This is a genomic window from Chryseobacterium viscerum, from assembly GCF_002899945.2.
GTDB classification, from domain to species: Bacteria; Bacteroidota; Bacteroidia; order Flavobacteriales; family Weeksellaceae; genus Chryseobacterium; species Chryseobacterium viscerum.
Genome location: NZ_PPEG02000003.1, coordinates 213,952 through 230,783 on the forward strand (window position 1 = coordinate 213,952; position 16,832 = coordinate 230,783).

Annotated in this window: 13 protein-coding genes; 4 read left to right on the forward strand and 9 right to left on the reverse strand. The window is 36.0% G+C overall.

The features are described from left to right. Positions 1-11 precede the first annotated feature (11 nt). The 3 genes from C1634_RS07545 to C1634_RS07555 all read right to left on the reverse strand — a co-directional run bounded on the left by C1634_RS07545 (position 12) and on the right by C1634_RS07555 (position 3,073). Positions 12-578 (reverse strand): Crp/Fnr family transcriptional regulator, encoded by a 567-nt coding sequence (locus C1634_RS07545; RefSeq protein WP_109738154.1) that lies wholly within the window; start codon positions 576-578, stop codon positions 12-14. Positions 579-666: 88 nt separating this feature from the next. Further along, complete coding sequence (locus C1634_RS07550) at positions 667-2,151, reverse strand: serine hydrolase domain-containing protein (RefSeq protein WP_109738155.1); 1,485 nt, start codon at positions 2,149-2,151, stop codon at positions 667-669. Positions 2,152-2,341: 190 nt separating this feature from the next. Then, positions 2,342-3,073 (reverse strand): hypothetical protein, encoded by a 732-nt coding sequence (locus tag C1634_RS07555; protein WP_103235083.1) that lies wholly within the window; start codon positions 3,071-3,073, stop codon positions 2,342-2,344. A 132-nt stretch (positions 3,074-3,205) separates the two neighbouring features. Here C1634_RS07555 and C1634_RS07560 point away from each other — a divergent pair, with 132 nt between their 5' ends. Next, a complete protein-coding gene (locus C1634_RS07560) occupies positions 3,206-5,740 on the forward strand; it encodes a phosphoenolpyruvate carboxylase (protein WP_109738156.1) in 2,535 nt (844 codons plus the stop codon). 177 nt (positions 5,741-5,917) lie between these two features. On the opposite strand, the gene C1634_RS07565 is transcribed toward C1634_RS07560, so the two are convergent. Beyond that, a complete protein-coding gene (locus C1634_RS07565) occupies positions 5,918-7,519 on the reverse strand; it encodes a S8/S53 family peptidase (protein ID WP_109738157.1) in 1,602 nt (533 codons plus the stop codon). A gap of 88 nt (positions 7,520-7,607) precedes the next feature. Between C1634_RS07565 and C1634_RS07570 the strand changes: the two genes are divergently transcribed. The 3 genes from C1634_RS07570 to C1634_RS07585 all read left to right on the forward strand — a co-directional run bounded on the left by C1634_RS07570 (position 7,608) and on the right by C1634_RS07585 (position 10,788). Continuing rightward, positions 7,608-8,732, forward strand: a complete 1,125-nt coding sequence (locus C1634_RS07570) for a DegT/DnrJ/EryC1/StrS family aminotransferase (protein WP_109738158.1) — start codon at positions 7,608-7,610, stop codon at positions 8,730-8,732. A 444-nt stretch (positions 8,733-9,176) separates the two neighbouring features. Then, positions 9,177-10,199 (forward strand): UDP-glucose 4-epimerase GalE, encoded by a 1,023-nt coding sequence (gene galE, locus C1634_RS07580; RefSeq protein ID WP_103233101.1) that lies wholly within the window; start codon positions 9,177-9,179, stop codon positions 10,197-10,199. Between the two features lie 136 nt (positions 10,200-10,335). After that, complete coding sequence (locus C1634_RS07585; RefSeq protein ID WP_103233102.1) at positions 10,336-10,788, forward strand: adenylyltransferase/cytidyltransferase family protein; 453 nt, start codon at positions 10,336-10,338, stop codon at positions 10,786-10,788. Between the two features lie 45 nt (positions 10,789-10,833). On the opposite strand, the gene C1634_RS07590 is transcribed toward C1634_RS07585, so the two are convergent. The 5 genes from C1634_RS07590 to pnuC all read right to left on the reverse strand — a co-directional run bounded on the left by C1634_RS07590 (position 10,834) and on the right by pnuC (position 16,831). After that, complete coding sequence (locus tag C1634_RS07590; protein ID WP_109738160.1) at positions 10,834-13,422, reverse strand: TonB-dependent receptor domain-containing protein; 2,589 nt, start codon at positions 13,420-13,422, stop codon at positions 10,834-10,836. Between the two features lie 133 nt (positions 13,423-13,555). Beyond that, on the reverse strand, positions 13,556-14,581 hold the full coding sequence (gene mltG, locus C1634_RS07595; protein WP_103233104.1) for an endolytic transglycosylase MltG: 1,026 nt from the start codon (positions 14,579-14,581) through the stop codon (positions 13,556-13,558). Positions 14,582-14,614: 33 nt separating this feature from the next. After that, positions 14,615-15,382, reverse strand: a complete 768-nt coding sequence (gene dapF / locus C1634_RS07600; protein ID WP_109738161.1) for a diaminopimelate epimerase — start codon at positions 15,380-15,382, stop codon at positions 14,615-14,617. A gap of 89 nt (positions 15,383-15,471) precedes the next feature. Continuing rightward, on the reverse strand, positions 15,472-16,155 hold the full coding sequence (locus C1634_RS07605) for a hypothetical protein (protein ID WP_103233106.1): 684 nt from the start codon (positions 16,153-16,155) through the stop codon (positions 15,472-15,474). Positions 16,156-16,159: 4 nt separating this feature from the next. Continuing rightward, positions 16,160-16,831, reverse strand: coding sequence for a nicotinamide riboside transporter PnuC (gene pnuC, locus C1634_RS07610; RefSeq protein WP_103233107.1), 672 nt, complete (start codon positions 16,829-16,831; stop codon positions 16,160-16,162). Between the last annotated feature and the right edge of the window lies 1 nt (position 16,832).

Genomic DNA, 16,832 nt, shown 5'->3' on the forward strand with positions numbered 1-16,832 from the left:
ATGAACCTATGTTAATTAATCTGTCTGCGGATTCTGTTTAAAGCCTGCGGTGTAATTCCGATGTAGGAAGCAATATATTTTAAAGGAACGCGTCTCAGCATTTCCGGTTGTTCTGTAAATAACTTCAGATAACGTTCCTTAGCTGTAAGTTTTAGTAAAGAAAGCTCTCTTTTGCTTTTGGCCAGAAACAGTTTTTCAGAAGCAAAACGTCCCAAATGATTCCCTACATTAGTCTGGCTGTAGATTTTCTGCAGATCATCATAGGAAATCTGCCATACCACAGTCTCTGTCAAAGCCTGCATTTCGTACTCAGAAGGAGTTTGAGTAAGAAAAGAATCATAGGCACAGCTGAATTCTTTTTCAAAACTAAAACTGAAAGTATAGCCATACTCATCATCAGGAATATAAAACCTTACCAGCCCGGACTCTATAAAAGATAAGTAATTCTCTGTATCGCCCTGCTGAGTAAAAATCTCATTCTTAGCAAAAATTTTTCTGTGAAAATGTCCCGCTATAAACGCCCATTCCGATTCCTGCAGCTTGACGATCTGTTCGTAATATTCTCTGATATATCCCATAGATATTTAAATAATCTATAAAATTACTGTTTTTTAAAAAGGCGGGCATTCCTCTTTTGATTGAAATTGATGAATCAATATATTCAAACTATCTTTTATTTTTTAAATAATCAGCAGCATTTGTGTTGCCTGGGTTGAGTTGTAGTGATTTTTTATAATTAATAATGGCTTCTTTCTGGTACCCTAATCCATCTAATATTTCCCCGTAGCTGTCGTAGACATTGGAACTGTTCGGAAATAAGATGGTATTTAATTTGAAAACCTGAAGCGCTTTATCTTTCAGGTTGCGACCCATAAGCTGGTAACCCCAGGTATTTACCTCCTCTTCGGACACCTTAAATTTTTTCTGCTTTTTCTGTATTTTTTGATAAGCTTTTTCAATGTTCTGATATCCATCCTGAATAATCTGATGATGTAAAAGCTTCATATTACGGCTTAGCCTAAAACCATTTTCAATTTTCATATCAGGAATATAATATCCTGCAATTTCATCGATAAACCATTCTGGATTTGATCCCTGCAAATTAGTTAAAACAATGATTGACAAATGGTCTTCGGGATATACAAAAAGAGCTGAGCGCATACCTCCAACAGGAGCTGCGGCAGGATGTTCAGATCGTACTACTGTTGGCCAGCCTAAAGCATATCCATTAGTCAGCTTGTTAAAACCACCAATACTGCCATTATTAAGAGGTATTGTTGTAAAAAGTTGTTTGACGCTTTTTTCGCTTTTAAGCAATTTTCCCTCCTGCAAAGCAATTAGCCACTTGCTGATATCTTCAGCCGAAGAAATAATTCCTGTAGCCGTCCGGAAAAAGACAGGAAAGCTTGCAAATGCAATGTGAAGAGATCCGTCATTGATCCATTTACCGTCTTTATTAATGATCGTAGAGTAGGCCCCGGCACTGTTCTCAATAATATCGTTGGAATCACCAAATTGAGTAACAAGCATCTTGCAGGGTTTGAATTGATTGTCTTCAATAAATTGTGTGAAATGTTTTCCACTCAATTGTGTGATTATTCTTCCTAAAATATAATAACCGGTTTGATTATAGCTGAATTGGCTGCCGGGAACAAATTCCATAGGACGTTTTCTCACTATTTCCCAGTTTTTTTCTTCTGTTCCGTCACCCAGCACCTGCTCTTTCTCATCAATATTATTGGGAAGACCTGATGTATTGCTTAGTAATTGTTTGAGAGTGATGGGTTTCCATTCATTGGGGATATCAGTAAAGTACTTGGATATAGGATCATCTATGTTTAATTGCCCCTGTTCTTGAAGCTGTAAAATAGCAACTCCCACAAACGCTTTGGTCATAGAATTGATCGAAAAAACGGTTTTAGATTGTGTGGCAGTATGGTGTTCAATATTTGCCAGTCCGTAGTTGGTAAGCTTTTCAATTTTTCCATTCCTAATAACTCCCAGTTGAAGTCCCGGGATCCTCAGCTGATCCATTTTACCTTTGATAAAAATATCAATACTGTCAGAGGTGTTTTGTGGTGCTTTCTGCCCCAAAAGTGGAGACCCATGGAGCATTAATAGAAAAAATACTGAGGTTAATAGAACTTTCATATGGACGGATTTATAAGTAAAACACCCTGGAATCTGACTTCATTACATGTCTGCTGTAAATAATATTTTAAATGAAAAAGATATTATTAATATTTCAGATATGATAATAGTTATCCAACTATCTTTATTTTAGTGCTTTAACAATAAATAACAATATGAAAGTCTATTTTGTTATTTTTTATCACATCATTTAGTTGATCATATGCTCCACAAACGGAACAATTCGGCCATTTTCAATTTTACCTTTGATATAAACCGAATCACCATTTTTAAAAACATATTCTTTCACCAGCAGATTGGTTAAACCATAGGGTTCAAGAAATGAGTTAACCCATGGGTGCTGATCTTTTAAGAGAGAAATCTTATGATTTTCTGTTGGTCTATAATTTTTTAAATAGTAAGATGTTTTGTAATTGGTGGAGTAAGTGTCCTGTGTGAAATGTTCTGCACCACTTATATTATCTGCGATACATAGTTTAAAATCAATAGGATATAATTGGCTATTGACTGAAAGCTGGGCCCCTTTAGGATACTTTGCAATGACGCTGTAATCAAACTTTTCGTAAATTTCAGATGGACGTTTGGTCATTTTATAAGTATTATAATTAACATAACCAACACGAAGAAAATAGAATGCAGCCTCTTTTCCTGACATAGGGGATATGATGGCTTTATCAGTATAGATTTTACATTTCAGAACCGGTAAAGCGGCAACCGAATCTACTTGTTTATTATAATCATCCACAGCCTGTTCCATGGAATTTAGGCTACTAGAAATGAAAAAGAGAAAACCTATTATTGAAGAAATAACAAGCAAAAAAAACAAACCAAATACCATTAAAATGATCTTCAGTCCCTTTTTATCGACCTTATTTCCATTTGTTTTGATATTCACATCGGCATTGAAGTTGAATTTGATCATGGTAAGTTTTTAAAAGGAAGCCAAAACTAATCAATTTTCCTGAACAAAAATTAATGTAAATTTCATTTTTATGACTATATTTTTTGTCATTTGTCAATCTAATTAATTTCAAAATCACTTACATTTGTTACTATGATACACGACCAACGCGCAGAAAAATTCAGGCAGATTGTGGAAAATAAGTTCCAGATCTACAATTCATTATTTATGAGCCTGCCTTATGATAAAATGACGAATATCGGGATGCTGCTTCCATTTCTTTATGAAGAAAGCAGAACCGGCTATGAAGCCGGGAAAACCCCTGAAGATATTGTTGAAGAATTTTTTAAAAACCATACCGATCTTCAGAATGAAGAGCAAAAGCTTGAACTGCTTTTCAAAATCATTCAGTATATAGAAAGGCAGGTGGTTTTGTTTGACAGTATTGAAGATGCGGCATTTCCCAACCTTCACTCTGAAAGCGACAGCGGTACGGTGACCAATCTTTTTGAACGTTCTTTTCAGGATCATAAAATTGAAAAAGTACGTGAAAAATTGAAGGATTTTAGTATAAAGGTTGTATTTACAGCACACCCCACTCAGTTTTACCCAAGCTCAGTACAGAGAATTATTCAGGATTTAAGAGGTGCTATTACCGGTGATTCTGTCACTCAGATTGATATGCTTCTGCAGCAGCTGGGGAAAACCCCTTTTGTTAATAAAGAAAAACCCACTCCTATAGATGAAGCCCTGAGTATTATTTCATACCTGAGATATGTGTATTATGATACCATTGGAGAGCTGTTTACAAAGATCAAAAAGACTTTTGGCAACGGGCATTTCCACCTTCATGAAGATATTATCCAGCTTGGTTTCTGGCCAGGAGGAGATAGGGATGGAAATCCTTTTGTAACTGCTGATGTGACAAAAAGAGTAGCGGAAGAACTTCGTTCAGCCATTCTGAAGTCATATTACAGCCATTTGAAATTCATCAGAAGAAGATTGAGTTTCAGAGGGGTTTCTGAAGTTTTAACTCAATTAAGCGAAGAACTGTATGCTGCCATTTTTGATGGAAAAAATATTACGGCAGAAGATATTTTAAAGAAAGCTGATGAAGCAGAAAAAATATTGGTGAATGAACATAACTCTTTGTTCCTGGATCTTTTGGCTAATTTCAGAGATCGTGTGATGATCTTTGGAACTCACTTTGCTACTTTGGATATCCGTCAGGACAGCAGGATTCATCAGAAAGTCATTGATGAGGTATTTGCAAAAGTATATGGAAATGAAGAGGCAGATGATGAACAGAAATTCAATCAGCTGATTCAGGTTTCTGAGAAAATAAATACAGAAGGTTTTGAAGATATTGTAAAGGATACTTTATTAACGGTTTCACAGATTTCGGAAATTCAGGACCTAAACGGGTTGAGAGGAATGAACCGCTATATTATTTCCAATTCTGATGCAGTGAAAGATGTCATGAACGTCTATGCATTCTTTAAGGTTTGCGGGTATAAAGACGAAGAAATCAACATGGATATTGTTCCGCTTTTTGAAACGATGGAAGGTCTTGCCAATGCTGAACATGTGATGAATGAACTGTATCAGAATCCAGTGTATAAAAAGCATCTTGAAAAAAGAGGAAATCAACAGACTATTATGCTTGGGTTCTCAGATGGAACCAAAGATGGGGGGTATTTAAAAGCCAATTGGGAGATCTATAAAGCAAAAGAACTGCTGACAACGCTTTCCGAACAGAATAATATTAAAGTTGTATTCTTCGATGGTAGAGGAGGTCCGCCAGCCAGGGGAGGAGGAAAAACCCACGATTTCTATGCTTCCCAAGGAAAAACGATTGCCAATAATAAAATTGAACTGACCATTCAGGGACAGACAATCACCAGTATTTTTGGAAATAAAGAACAGGCAAAATATAACTTTGAGCAGCTGCTGACGGCTGGGGTGGAAAATGATGTATTCAAAAATGCAAAGAAAGATCTTACAGAAAAGGAGAGAGCTTTAATTATAGAATTAGCAGATATCAGTTACCAAAAATATTCTGATCTGAAAGCCCATCCTATGTTTGTTCCTTATCTTCAGGAGATGAGTACATTGGAATATTACGGGAAAACGAATATTGGGAGCCGTCCTTCAAAAAGAGGAAACGGAAGTGAGCTGAAATTTGAAGACTTGAGGGCTATACCATTTGTGGGTTCCTGGTCCCAATTAAAGCAGAATGTTCCCGGATTCTTCGGCTTTGGATATGCGATGCAGAAGATGAAAGAACAAGGGAGATTTGAAGAAGTAAGAGAATTGTATAAAGGTTCGGATTTCTTTAAAACTTTAGTTTTGAACTCAATGATGAGTATGAACAAGTCGTATTTCCCTCTGACGTATTATATTAAAAGCAATCCTAAGTTTGGCGCCTTCTGGAATGTTCTTTTCGATGAATATGAGCTTTCAAGAGATATTATGCTGGAGCTGACAGGATTTAAAATGCTGCAGGAAGAAGATCCATTATCCAGAAAATCAGTGAAGATCCGTGAAAAGATTGTACTTCCATTGTTGAGTATACAGCAGTATGCCTTGATGAAGATTCAGAAAGGAGAAGGTGATTTGGAAGCTTATGGGAAGCTGGTGACACGTTCTTTATTCGGGAATATTAATGCGAGCAGAAACTCGGCTTAAATTATTTTAAAAAAACAGGAATATCAATAGAAACGGGCTTTAGCCCGTTTTTTTATTATAAACCATACAGTAACTATAGCTCATAATTATTAAAACGATAATATCTCTCGCAGATTAAGCAGATCGCGCAGATGTTATATGGGATTGAATCTGCTGAATCTGCGAGAAACAAAAAAATTATTCTTTTAAGAATTTTTCATACAAAACGTTATCCTTTGTCTGAATTTTCAGGTAATACGTTCCTTTCGCAAAATCCTCTACTTTTATCGATTTCTGGTTATTACTTTTTCTGATTAATCTTCCCAGGTTATCATAGATTTCCAAAGATATGATCTCTTGTTCTGAAGCAATATTGAGAATGTTTTTAACCGGATTTGGGAATATGGATAATTTTTCCTTTTTTACAAGTTCAGAAGTATTCAGAACGATGTTGTACAAACTTCCGAAATTAAGAATACCATATCCTATCTGATCAGAATGAGCAGGATACAGGGAAGCGGTTTGTCTTAATCTTGTTCTTATTTGCTCCCTGTTCATCGTTGGAAATGCCTGGATAAGACACGCCACACCTCCGGCAGCAATGGGTGTAGCAATGGAAGTTCCGTTCACAATGAGAGTTGCATTATCATAAACGGTTGTGGTACCGGTACCCTGAGCACTTCCGTCAGGTTTTACCACTCCAAGAGAATTGGGTCCGTAAGAAGAAAATCCTGATGCATTTCCGGCAGAATCTACAGATCCGATAGAAAATACTTTAGCATTATCGGATGGCGTCATAAGATAATGCCATGGCTGCTGCCCTGAATTTCCGGCAGCTGCAAGCACAAAAATTCCTTTTTCAGCAGCAATTCCTGCTCCGCGGGCAATGAAGGAAGTATTTCCATTCATATCTGCATAGGTATAATTGTAACGGGTATCATCAAAAACATTATATCCAAGTGATGAGGTAATGATTTCCACCCCTTTTCTGTCTGCTTCTTCAGCTGCCTCAATCCAATATAACTCTTCTTCCGGGATCTCTACAGCAGCATTTTCACTGCGGTAAAGATAGAAATCAGCATCGGGGGCAGCTCCTACAAAAATATTTTCCAGGTAGCCGCCAATAGCCCCTAAAACAACAGAGCCGTGCGGACTGAGAGCTGTATTATAAATATCTCCGGTTTTGGTTACAAAATCATATGAGGCTTTTATATGATTGCCTGTCCATAGCCTTGAAAAAGCAGTTCCTGTGTTTACTGTGGGGAATCCTGCATCAATTACTGCTATAGAAATTCCAGTTCCGGTATAGCCTGCCAGATGAAGAGGCCGTATATTGACCTGATCTATTTGTCCCGCACCTGAACCATAGTTAAAATTGGTCAGCGTTTTATTGAGGATAACATCATCTTTCCATTTTACCGGTGCCGTTTTTATGGTAGTAGAACTGTTTCTGGCAAAGCTTTCAACAGATGAAACAAAAGATTGGGACTGAAGTAAAGTTTTTTGTGCCAGTGTAGCATTTACCGCTGCTCCGTTGAGCCATTTGGAATAATCTGTAACCGTAAACCCTAAATTTTGAAGATTTTGAAGATAAGATTGTTCAATAGGAGCATCCTGATCATTAAGCGAAATACCCAATGCAGTACGTCTGTTGAGTGATTTCTGACTGAGTTCCGAAAGTGGATTAGCATAAAACGCAGCTTTATTAGGCTTGTCCGTGAAATAAACAAAAACAAGTTCCGTCTGTGCAGATACGTTGAGATAACCAGTTAGGAAACAAAAGAGTAAAAGTTTTTTCATAAGATTATTTTGTATAAAGATAAAAACAAAATCAATAAAATTTTTGATAGGATTTTAAATTCCTTATTTTTACACAAATATTTATTATATGAAAAAAATTCAGATGGTTGACTTGCAAAGTCAGTATTATAAAATAAAGAACGATGTAGACAATGCAGTTTTGAATGTAATGGATTCTGCAGCATTTATTAACGGTCCTGAAGTAAAGTCTTTCCAGAATGAATTGGAATCTTATTTAGAAGTAAAACATGTGATTCCATGTGCCAATGGTACAGATGCCTTACAGATTGCGCTGATGGCTTTAGATCTGAAAGAAGGAGACGAAATTATTACAGCTGATTTTACTTTTGCTGCAACAGTAGAAGTAATTCACCTGCTTAAATTAAAATCAGTATTGGTAGATGTGGATTATGATACATTCACCATTTCTACAGAACAGATTAAAAAAGCAATTACACCAAGAACAAAAGCAATTATCCCGGTACATATTTTCGGACAGTGTGCCAATATGGAAGAGATTTTAAAAATTGCTGAAGAGCACAACTTATACGTTATCGAAGATAATGCTCAGGCAATTGGTTCAGAATACACATTCTCTGATGGGACTGTAAACCAGGCAGGAACAATGTCTACGGTAGGAACAACCTCTTTCTTCCCTTCAAAAAATCTGGGATGCTACGGAGATGGAGGTGCTATTTTCACGAATAATGACGAACTGGCTCACCGTTTAAGAGGTATTGTAAACCACGGTATGTACGAAAGGTATTACCATGAAGAAGTAGGGGTGAACTCTCGTTTAGACAGCATTCAGGCGGCCGTTTTAAGAAAGAAACTTCCACATCTTGATTCTTATAACGAAGCAAGAAGAAGAGCTGCAGATTTTTATGATGAAGCTTTCGAAGGAAACCCAAATATTCTGACTCCAAAAAGAGCTGAAAATTCTACTCACGTATTCCACCAGTATACTTTAAGAATTTTGAACGGAAAACGTAACGAACTTCAAAAGTTCCTGACAGAAAAAGAAATCCCTGCGATGATATACTATCCGGTAGCATTAAGAAAGCAGAAAGCATACTATCAGGAAAGTAATGATGCCGATTTTGTGAATACAGACAAGCTTCTGGATCAGGTAATTTCTTTACCTATGCATACCGAACTGGACGAAGAGCAGCTGAAGTATATTACGGATGCAGTGCTTGAGTTTATGGGATAATGAAAAATACAATATTTAAATATAGAATAATTGGAGTAGTCGTATTTCTATTCCAATTGTTTTTATTTTTATTTTTTTGCTTTGGTACTTATAGATCATCTTTGGAAATCAGTATAGGAGAAATATTTTCAATGGAGAATTTTATTTTTCTTCTTACTCTGACTCTATTTATAAGTACATTTTTAAGTTTAATTACTTTTTTATTTAAAAGCAAAAAAACAATTCTATATTTAAATTTAAACTATATTTTAGTTTTATTATTTTTTATTTTTGAATATATAAAGTTTATGATTCAAAACTCGTTTGAGAAAGGTGATATCTTGATATTATTTTTTATTTTCTCTATTATGTCGGTTTTTTTATTGATGACGAATATTTTTAAAAATAAAAGAGTACAATTTCTAGAATTAGATGATATAGGAAAACACAAAAAATAAAAATAGAATGGCAATACTAGTTACAGGGGGACTTGGATATATTGGTTCTCATACTGTAGTAGAACTTATCAATAGCGGCTTTGAAGTGGTTATTGTAGATGATTTATCCAATTCGGAGAGATTTATTTTAAACAATATAGAGGAAATTACAGGTAAAAAGCCGATTTTTTATCCTTTTGACTTGAGAAGAAAAGAACTTCTTACTCAGGTTTTTGATGCCCATCACATTGATGGCTGTATCAACTTTGCTGCTTCTAAAGCTGTAGGAGAGAGTCAGATCAAACCTGTGGATTATTATGAAAATAATTTATTCTCATTAATTAATATTCTTAAGGAGTTTAAAGAAAGAGGAATTTCTAACTTTATTTTCAGTTCATCATGTACCGTATATGGACAGGCAGATGTAATGCCTATAGACGAAAATACTCAGCTGAAAAAACCTGAAAGTGTATATGGGAAAACAAAACAGATGGGAGAAGAAATCCTGATTGATTTTGCAAAAGCATATCACCGTAAAATTTCGGTATTAAGATATTTTAATCCTATCGGAGCCCACTCATCTGCAAAACTTGGTGAATTGCCAATCGGAGTTCCTAATAATTTAGTACCTTATGTAATGCAGACTGCTGCAGGAATACGTGAGAAATTAAGTATTTGGGGAGACGATTATCCAACAGAGGACGGAACAGCTGTACGTGATTATATTTATGTTGTTGACCTTGCCAAAGCGCATGTTGCAGCATTGAAGAAGTTGATGGAAGACCCGACAACAGATGCTGTGATTGATACTTACAACTTGGGAACTGGAAAAGGTTCATCAGTGTTGGAGGTGGTAAAAGCATTTGAAAAAGCAAATCATGTAGAAGTACCTTATCAAATCTGTGAGAGAAGAGAAGGAGACATTACGGTTGCTTACGCCAATCCTGAGAAGGCTCAGAAAGAACTGAACTGGAAGTCCGAAACGTCTTTGGAAGAATCCTTAAGAACGGTTTGGGAATGGCAAAAATATCTAAACACCAGAAATTCATAGACTTGGATATTGAGAAATATTCTGTGTCCTATGAAAGAATAATTTAAAACAATCATAAAAACAAATTATAAAAACACCTTCTCTGAATTTTTTGTTTAGAATATTGATTTCAGCGAAGCTTTAATTTAACATTAATATGAAGACACAAAGAATAGGTATTACATTTTCCTCATTTGACTTATTGCATGCTGGGCACATCAAAATGCTTGAAGAAGCTAAAACTGTATGTGACTATTTAATCGTAGGACTTCAAATTGACCCATCCCACGATCGTCCCAACAAAAATAAGCCAAGCCAGACTATCGTTGAACGATATATTCAACTGAAAGCGGTGAATGCTGTAGACGAAATCATTCCTTATTATACGGAAGAAGACCTGTTGGACATCCTGAAATCTTTTGTAATTGATGTAAGAATCATCGGAGACGATTACATGGACAGAGACTTTACCGGGAAACAGTACTGCGAAGAAAAAGGAATTGAAATCTTTTACAACAAAAGAGATCACAGATTTTCCACCAGCGACTTAAGAAGAAGAATTTATGAGGCGGAAAAAGAAAAAGACGACAAAATAGAAACTGTAAAATAAAATAATAAAAAATCCCGAAAAGTAATTTTCGGGATTTTTGTTGTATTACATTGGGCCACCGCCTTGTTCTTCGTCTCCTTTTGTATTGGAGTTAATGTCTTTTTTAACTTTTGGTTTGGCATCAACCTTTTCACCCTGTTTGAATTTGTAAGTGAAAGACAAAGCAAATTGTCTCGGCTGCCATTGCATCTCCATTTCCCTGGTAAACTGTGCATTATCAGAGAAATTTTTCATCTTCCTTGTATTAAAGATATCTCTGATATTGAATCCGATAATTCCGTTTCCTTTCCAGATCGTCTGGCTTACCCCTAAATCTATACCATACATCGCTTTACGGTTGTTCATAGCAGTTTTCTCAGCAGCTCTGTAGAAGCTCTGGATTTGAAAGCTTAAGTTCTTGGTAGGCTTGAAGGTATTGTTAAAACGAATTCTGTATGAGAAACCTGAACCAGAAAAATCATTGAAGGTTTTTGGATTATCAGGGAATAAGTTGTAGCTCCCTGTATTTTTATATCCGTAAAGGTCAGCAGAAAGCATGATTTTCCACCAGTTGAATGGGTCATAAGTTCCGTTAAGATCCAAACCGTAATTGGTTTCTGTTCCTACGTTAAAAGGAATTGTGTTTACGGCTCCTGTCTGATCTATATACTGATACCTGTTTTGCTCATCTTCAGACTTTCTGAAATATAAAGTCGGGTTGAAGGTGATTTTCTTATTCGAAAGATTATATCCAAGTTCAAAAGAGTTTTCGTACGTTGGATTAAGGTTAGGATTTCCTCTGAAATAGTTTCTGTCATCATCAAAAGACATAAAAGGAATCAAAGAAAAAGCTCTCGGACGGTTGATTCTTCTTGAATAATTTAACAAAATCTGATTGTTCTTCGCCAGATCATAGCTTAAAAATACAGAAGGGAAAAACTTGGTATAGTTCTTATTGACTTCCGGAGTATTTGCCGGATTTCCGTTGAGATCAAAATTCTGGAAGTTGACATCAATTTTTGAAGTTTCACTTCTTAATCCTAACTGATAAGCAAATTTTTCTCCGATTTTACTTTTAAACTGTGCATAAAGTCCCAAAATCTTTTCAGAATATACCGTGTTACTTGTAAAATCATACCTTGTATATGCAGGCTGTCCATTATTAATTTGATCTACAAAATAATTGTAGGTATTTCTATTATAATCATAACGTGCTCCAGCTTCTAATTTAGATTTTTCACCTATTGGAAGTTCATAATCTATTTTTCCGATGAATGTATCAGTTTTAGAATCTGTGCTTACATTATTAGTAATGTTGCCAAGAGGCTGTAAAATATTTTGAATAAATGTTCTCTGGACAATTTTATTGGTTCCGTCTGTTTTATTCGTCTGGTAACTTGCAGATGCAGATAATAACTGTCCGTTATCTCCAATTTTCTGGTCAAGCCCAAAGTCAAACTGAGTGGCCAGGTTTTTATTGTTTCCGTAGCTGTTTCTTTCTCTTAAAACATTGCTTACACCAGAAGTAGGAGTAGTATACTGCCTTTCATTATAAGAATTAAGACCTGTTTGATCGGTGTCAAAACTTCTGATCATTCCTGAAAAGTTGATGGACGTTTTATCACTGAAATCATGAGTGAAGCCTGCCGTAACGTTATAGGTATCACTTTCTCTTGTCGTTTTACCATTTTGTTGAGAATACTGTGTAAAAGGGAATGCATCAGAAGCCAGGCTGCCAATATCATCCTTTCTGGTGGTCGTATTCTTCATGGTACTTTCATTTTTCTGATAGCCGCCGCCACCATTAAGGAACCATGTCCAGTTGCCTTTTCTCCAGTTAAGGTTAGCGTTAAGGTTGGTTCTTGGAAGATAGCCCAAAGTTCCGGTTACAGTACCATTGAAGCCCATTTTCTTATCCTTTTTAAGAATGATATTCAGGATACCGGCAGTTCCGCTTGCTTCAAATTTTGAAGAAGGGTTGGTAATTACTTCAATTCTTTCAATCTGATCAGCCGGGATACTTTGCAGTGCATTAGCTCCGTCATCTATTCCAAGAAGGGAAGATGGCTTTCCATTGATCAAAAATTTCACATTGGAATTCCCTCTCATAGAAACCGTTCCGTCCGTATCTACAGAAACTGAAGGAACATTGGTTAAAACGTCCTGAAGATTTCCTCCTTTGCTCACGATGTCCTGTGAAGGATCGTAAGTTTTTTTATCGAGCTCTACTTTATATGCTTTGGTTGCAGAAGCGGTGATAACCACACCCTGAATTTCTTTTGTTTTCCCATCAACAGTTGAGGTTGCTTCAGGTTCAATGGATAATGCTCCGATATTACCTGCTGCTGTAATGTTTTTACTGATTACACTTTTTTTGTAATCAATAGCCTCTACTGTAATGTCATAATCTCCTGGCATAAGCTGAAGCTTATACTGTCCCTTTTCATCTGTCAATACGGCATCGCTCAATGACTTGGTCACTTTATTGCTAAACGTGACTGAGGCATAAGGAACCGGCTGGTTTTTTTTGTTGACAATAGTCCCTGAAACGCCTGCCTTGTCCTGTGCAAAAGCCAGTGCTGCCGCCGAAAGTACCAGGGTGAGTCCTAAAGTTTTTTTGGTGAAAATATTGACAATTTCTGTCTTATTCTTCATAGGTTATTTTTTTGTATAAAATCGTGAAAGAATAACCCTTAATGTTTTACATATCCATATCAATTTGATATTTAAAACATTATGGTTGTTTATTGTTTTTCTAGCTGTATAAATTTTTAGGTGCTTTCTAAGCTTATTTTATATTTTTTGAGTTCAGCCAGTTCTGGTAAGCCTTTGCATTCACAGCGTGCTCTTCAGCGCTTGCTGTAAACTTATGGTATCCAAACCTTGCCGGATCAGCACACATAAATATATAATTGTTGTTTTCCGCATTTAAAACAGCATCTATTGAATTCTTATCCACTACACAAATCGGTCCCGGAGGAATACCTGCATTGGCATAAGTGTTATAAGGTGATGGTGTAGACAAATGCTTATAAAATACTCTTTTAATAGATTCTTTAAAATTAGTCTGCTTATTGATCGCATAGATCACCGTAGGATCAGACTGTAGTTTCATGCCTTTTCTGTAACGGTTTAAATACAATCCTGCAATCGTTTTCATTTCATCTTTCTTTCCTCCTGATTCCTTATACACAATAGAAGCCAGAGCGTAGATCTGATCTCTTGTAAGACCGGATTGCTGTTCCTTATTTTTTCTTTCACTTGTCCAGAAATCATTATACTGATTCTCAAACTTTGCGAAGAATTCTCTCGGACTTACTGTCCAGAAGAATTTATAAGTATCAATGAAAAAATATTTTTTTAAATCTTCAACATTTTTATAGCCTTTCTCCTGTGCCACAGCATCCAGATCATTGACAAAATGTAATGAATCAATTTCTGTTTTTTTGGTCACCTTGCCGATCATCTGGTACATATCTCCAAAATCTCCGATTCTGTAAGAATTTGCTGTTTGATTACCCGCTTTGATCATATTCACAAGGTTTTTGTTTCCCGTTCCGCTTTCGATGTGATAACGCCCTGCTTTAAAATTGGTATCAAGACCCTTCTCTTTAGCCACGGCTTCAAAAGATTCCCTGTCTTTAATATAAGGAGCAATAGAGTCGAGGATCTGTTTAAAACCTGCTCTATGAGGAATCAGAACATAACCGTCCTTTTCTACGTTGTTTCCTAAATATTTATTATAAAATCTCAAACCAAAAAATCCTGCGGCTACAAAAACCAGCAGAATGATAATGAGAATAGCTTTTTTCATTCTTATTAAATGTTGATTAAAAGTTTTTTGTTTTTAAAGAAGATCTGTTTTACCTCTAAAAACTTGCTTTGCAGGACCTTCCAGCCAAATATTCTGGAATGCATCACCGCTTTTTTCAGCATATACTTTAAGATTTCCACCTAAAGTTTTAACTTTTACAGAGGTTAGATTATGTTTTTGTAGAAAAGTTAAAGCAGAAGCTGTAACTCCTGTTCCACAACTGTAAGTTTCGTCCTCAACGCCTCGTTCATAGGTTCTTACGAAAATTTCATTATCAGAAATTTTTTCTACAAAGTTGACATTGATTCCTTTTTCTTTATAATTTTCAGAATTTCTGATGCCATATCCTTCGTCATAAACAGGATGATCTTTCAGATTGTCTACGTATTTTACATAATGGGGAGATCCGGTGTTCAGAACAAAGTCATTTCCATCATGTGAAACAGTATCTACGTTGATCATTTTCAATTTAATGATTCCATTATGGATTTCGGCTTCATGTTCCCCGTCAGTAGCAATGAATTTGCACTTATCTTCAAAAATGTCCAGGAAAAAAGCAAATGCCACAAGACATCTCCCGCCGTTTCCACACATGGTACTTTCTCCTCCATCAGAATTGTAGTATACCATTTTGAAATCATAGCCAGGATCATTTTCCAATAGAATAAGACCGTCAGCTCCTATTCCGAAACGTCTGTCACATAATTTTTCAATACTCTCCTTATCTTTAGTAAATTGCAGATCACGGTTGTCTACCATTACAAAATCATTCCCTGTTCCCTGATATTTATAAAATTCCATATTTTCTTGTTAAATGAAGAAGCAAAATTAATATATTTAAAATGAAAAACGAACAGTGTTAGCTGTTCGTTTCCTTATTTATAATCGTTTTATCTAAAGCCGCCTCCGCCGCTCTGTTGTCTGCTTGAACTACTGCTGCCACTGCTTTGGCTGCCTGAGCTGTTTCTGAATCCGCCACCGGAAGATTCTGATCTGGTGCTGCTTTCAGAATTTCTGAATCCACTGTTATTTTGGCTTCCCTGAGTATTCTGAGTACCGCTGCTTTGATTTCTAAATCCACCACTGTTCTGGTTTCTGAATCCGTTGTTTTGGTTATTCTGATTTCCCTGGTTGTTCTGATAACCGCTGTTTTGGTTTCTGAATCCGCCATTGTTGGTTCTGCTGCTATTATTGTTGAAACCTCCGTTATTATTATATGAACCATTGTTATTGGTCGTACGTGTATTCTGGAATCCATTTTGAGGTCTTGAAGAAGCAGTAGATCTTCTTTCTACGTAGACTTTTCTTCTGGAGTTATTATAATTGTCATAATAATAGGGCATGCCATTATCATAGTAGTAATTAACGTTGTTTCTGTAATAATAGCCATCATTACCGTAATACCCGCCAGTTCCGTAATATCCGGAAGGAGCATAGTAATATCCGTTGTTATAATAGGGATCACCGTATCCATAACCACCATTATTGCTTCCGTATCCATCGGTATATGCTAAACAAGATGTTAAGCTGGTAATAGCAAAAATACTGAATGCTATTTTTAATAAATTTTTCATGACTTTATTGTACTTTTTTTTCTTTAAAACTTTTTTTCCAATTAAGGTATCCTAAGATAGCCATTATAGTAAATACCAAATATTGAACCGAAGTGATCCCAAGTCCCTTAAAAATCATCATAGGGATACAAATAAGATCTCCGATAATCCAGAAAATCCAGTTCTCAATGCGCTGTTTGGCCATAAACCACATTCCTACTAAAAATATTGAAGTGGTAAAAACATCCATCCAATTGGCCCAGTCCAGATGATACAATCCTAAACTGGTTCCTTCCATAGAAAACTGATTATCGATATAAGGTTTGTAGTAATAAATAAGAGTAACCAGTGCCAGACTCAGGATAAAAAGGAGGGAGGCATAGATCCATTCCTTTTTAGTGGCCCAGGTAACCTCCACGTGAACATTGTCTTCGGAATTTTTGGCCCACAAAATCCATCCGTAGACACTCATCACAGAATAATAAACATTGATCAGGCAGTCTCCCAATAACCCGAAATTGAAAAGAATATAAACATAGATCAGCGTAGAAATAATTCCGGTAGGATATACCCAGATATTTTTTTTAATCGAAAAATACACACTCAAGGTTCCGAAAATTGCCCCCGCAGCTTCCAGCATAATCTGTAAAGCATCGTAGTTTTCATAGGGCTTTACGAAAAGATCATATACATTCATG

Excerpts from the sequence above, each read along its gene's own strand:
- C1634_RS07585 (WP_103233102.1), top strand. The coding sequence starts at position 10,336 with ATGAAGACACAAAGAATAGGTATTACATTTTCCTCATTTGACTTATTG.
- C1634_RS07555 (WP_103235083.1), bottom strand. The coding sequence starts at position 3,073 with ATGATCAAATTCAACTTCAATGCCGATGTGAATATCAAAACAAATGGA.
- C1634_RS07545 (WP_109738154.1), bottom strand. The coding sequence starts at position 578 with ATGGGATATATCAGAGAATATTACGAACAGATCGTCAAGCTGCAGGAA.
- C1634_RS07605 (WP_103233106.1), bottom strand. The coding sequence starts at position 16,155 with ATGAAAAATTTATTAAAAATAGCATTCAGTATTTTTGCTATTACCAGC.
- pnuC (WP_103233107.1), bottom strand. The coding sequence starts at position 16,831 with ATGAATGTATATGATCTTTTCGTAAAGCCCTATGAAAACTACGATGCT.
- C1634_RS07565 (WP_109738157.1), bottom strand. The coding sequence starts at position 7,519 with ATGAAAAAACTTTTACTCTTTTGTTTCCTAACTGGTTATCTCAACGTA.
- C1634_RS07550 (WP_109738155.1), bottom strand. The coding sequence starts at position 2,151 with ATGAAAGTTCTATTAACCTCAGTATTTTTTCTATTAATGCTCCATGGG.
- C1634_RS07590 (WP_109738160.1), bottom strand. The coding sequence starts at position 13,422 with ATGAAGAATAAGACAGAAATTGTCAATATTTTCACCAAAAAAACTTTA.
- galE (WP_103233101.1), top strand. The coding sequence starts at position 9,177 with ATGGCAATACTAGTTACAGGGGGACTTGGATATATTGGTTCTCATACT.
- C1634_RS07570 (WP_109738158.1), top strand. The coding sequence starts at position 7,608 with ATGAAAAAAATTCAGATGGTTGACTTGCAAAGTCAGTATTATAAAATA.
- C1634_RS07560 (WP_109738156.1), top strand. The coding sequence starts at position 3,206 with ATGATACACGACCAACGCGCAGAAAAATTCAGGCAGATTGTGGAAAAT.
- dapF (WP_109738161.1), bottom strand. The coding sequence starts at position 15,382 with ATGGAATTTTATAAATATCAGGGAACAGGGAATGATTTTGTAATGGTA.
- mltG (WP_103233104.1), bottom strand. The coding sequence starts at position 14,581 with ATGAAAAAAGCTATTCTCATTATCATTCTGCTGGTTTTTGTAGCCGCA.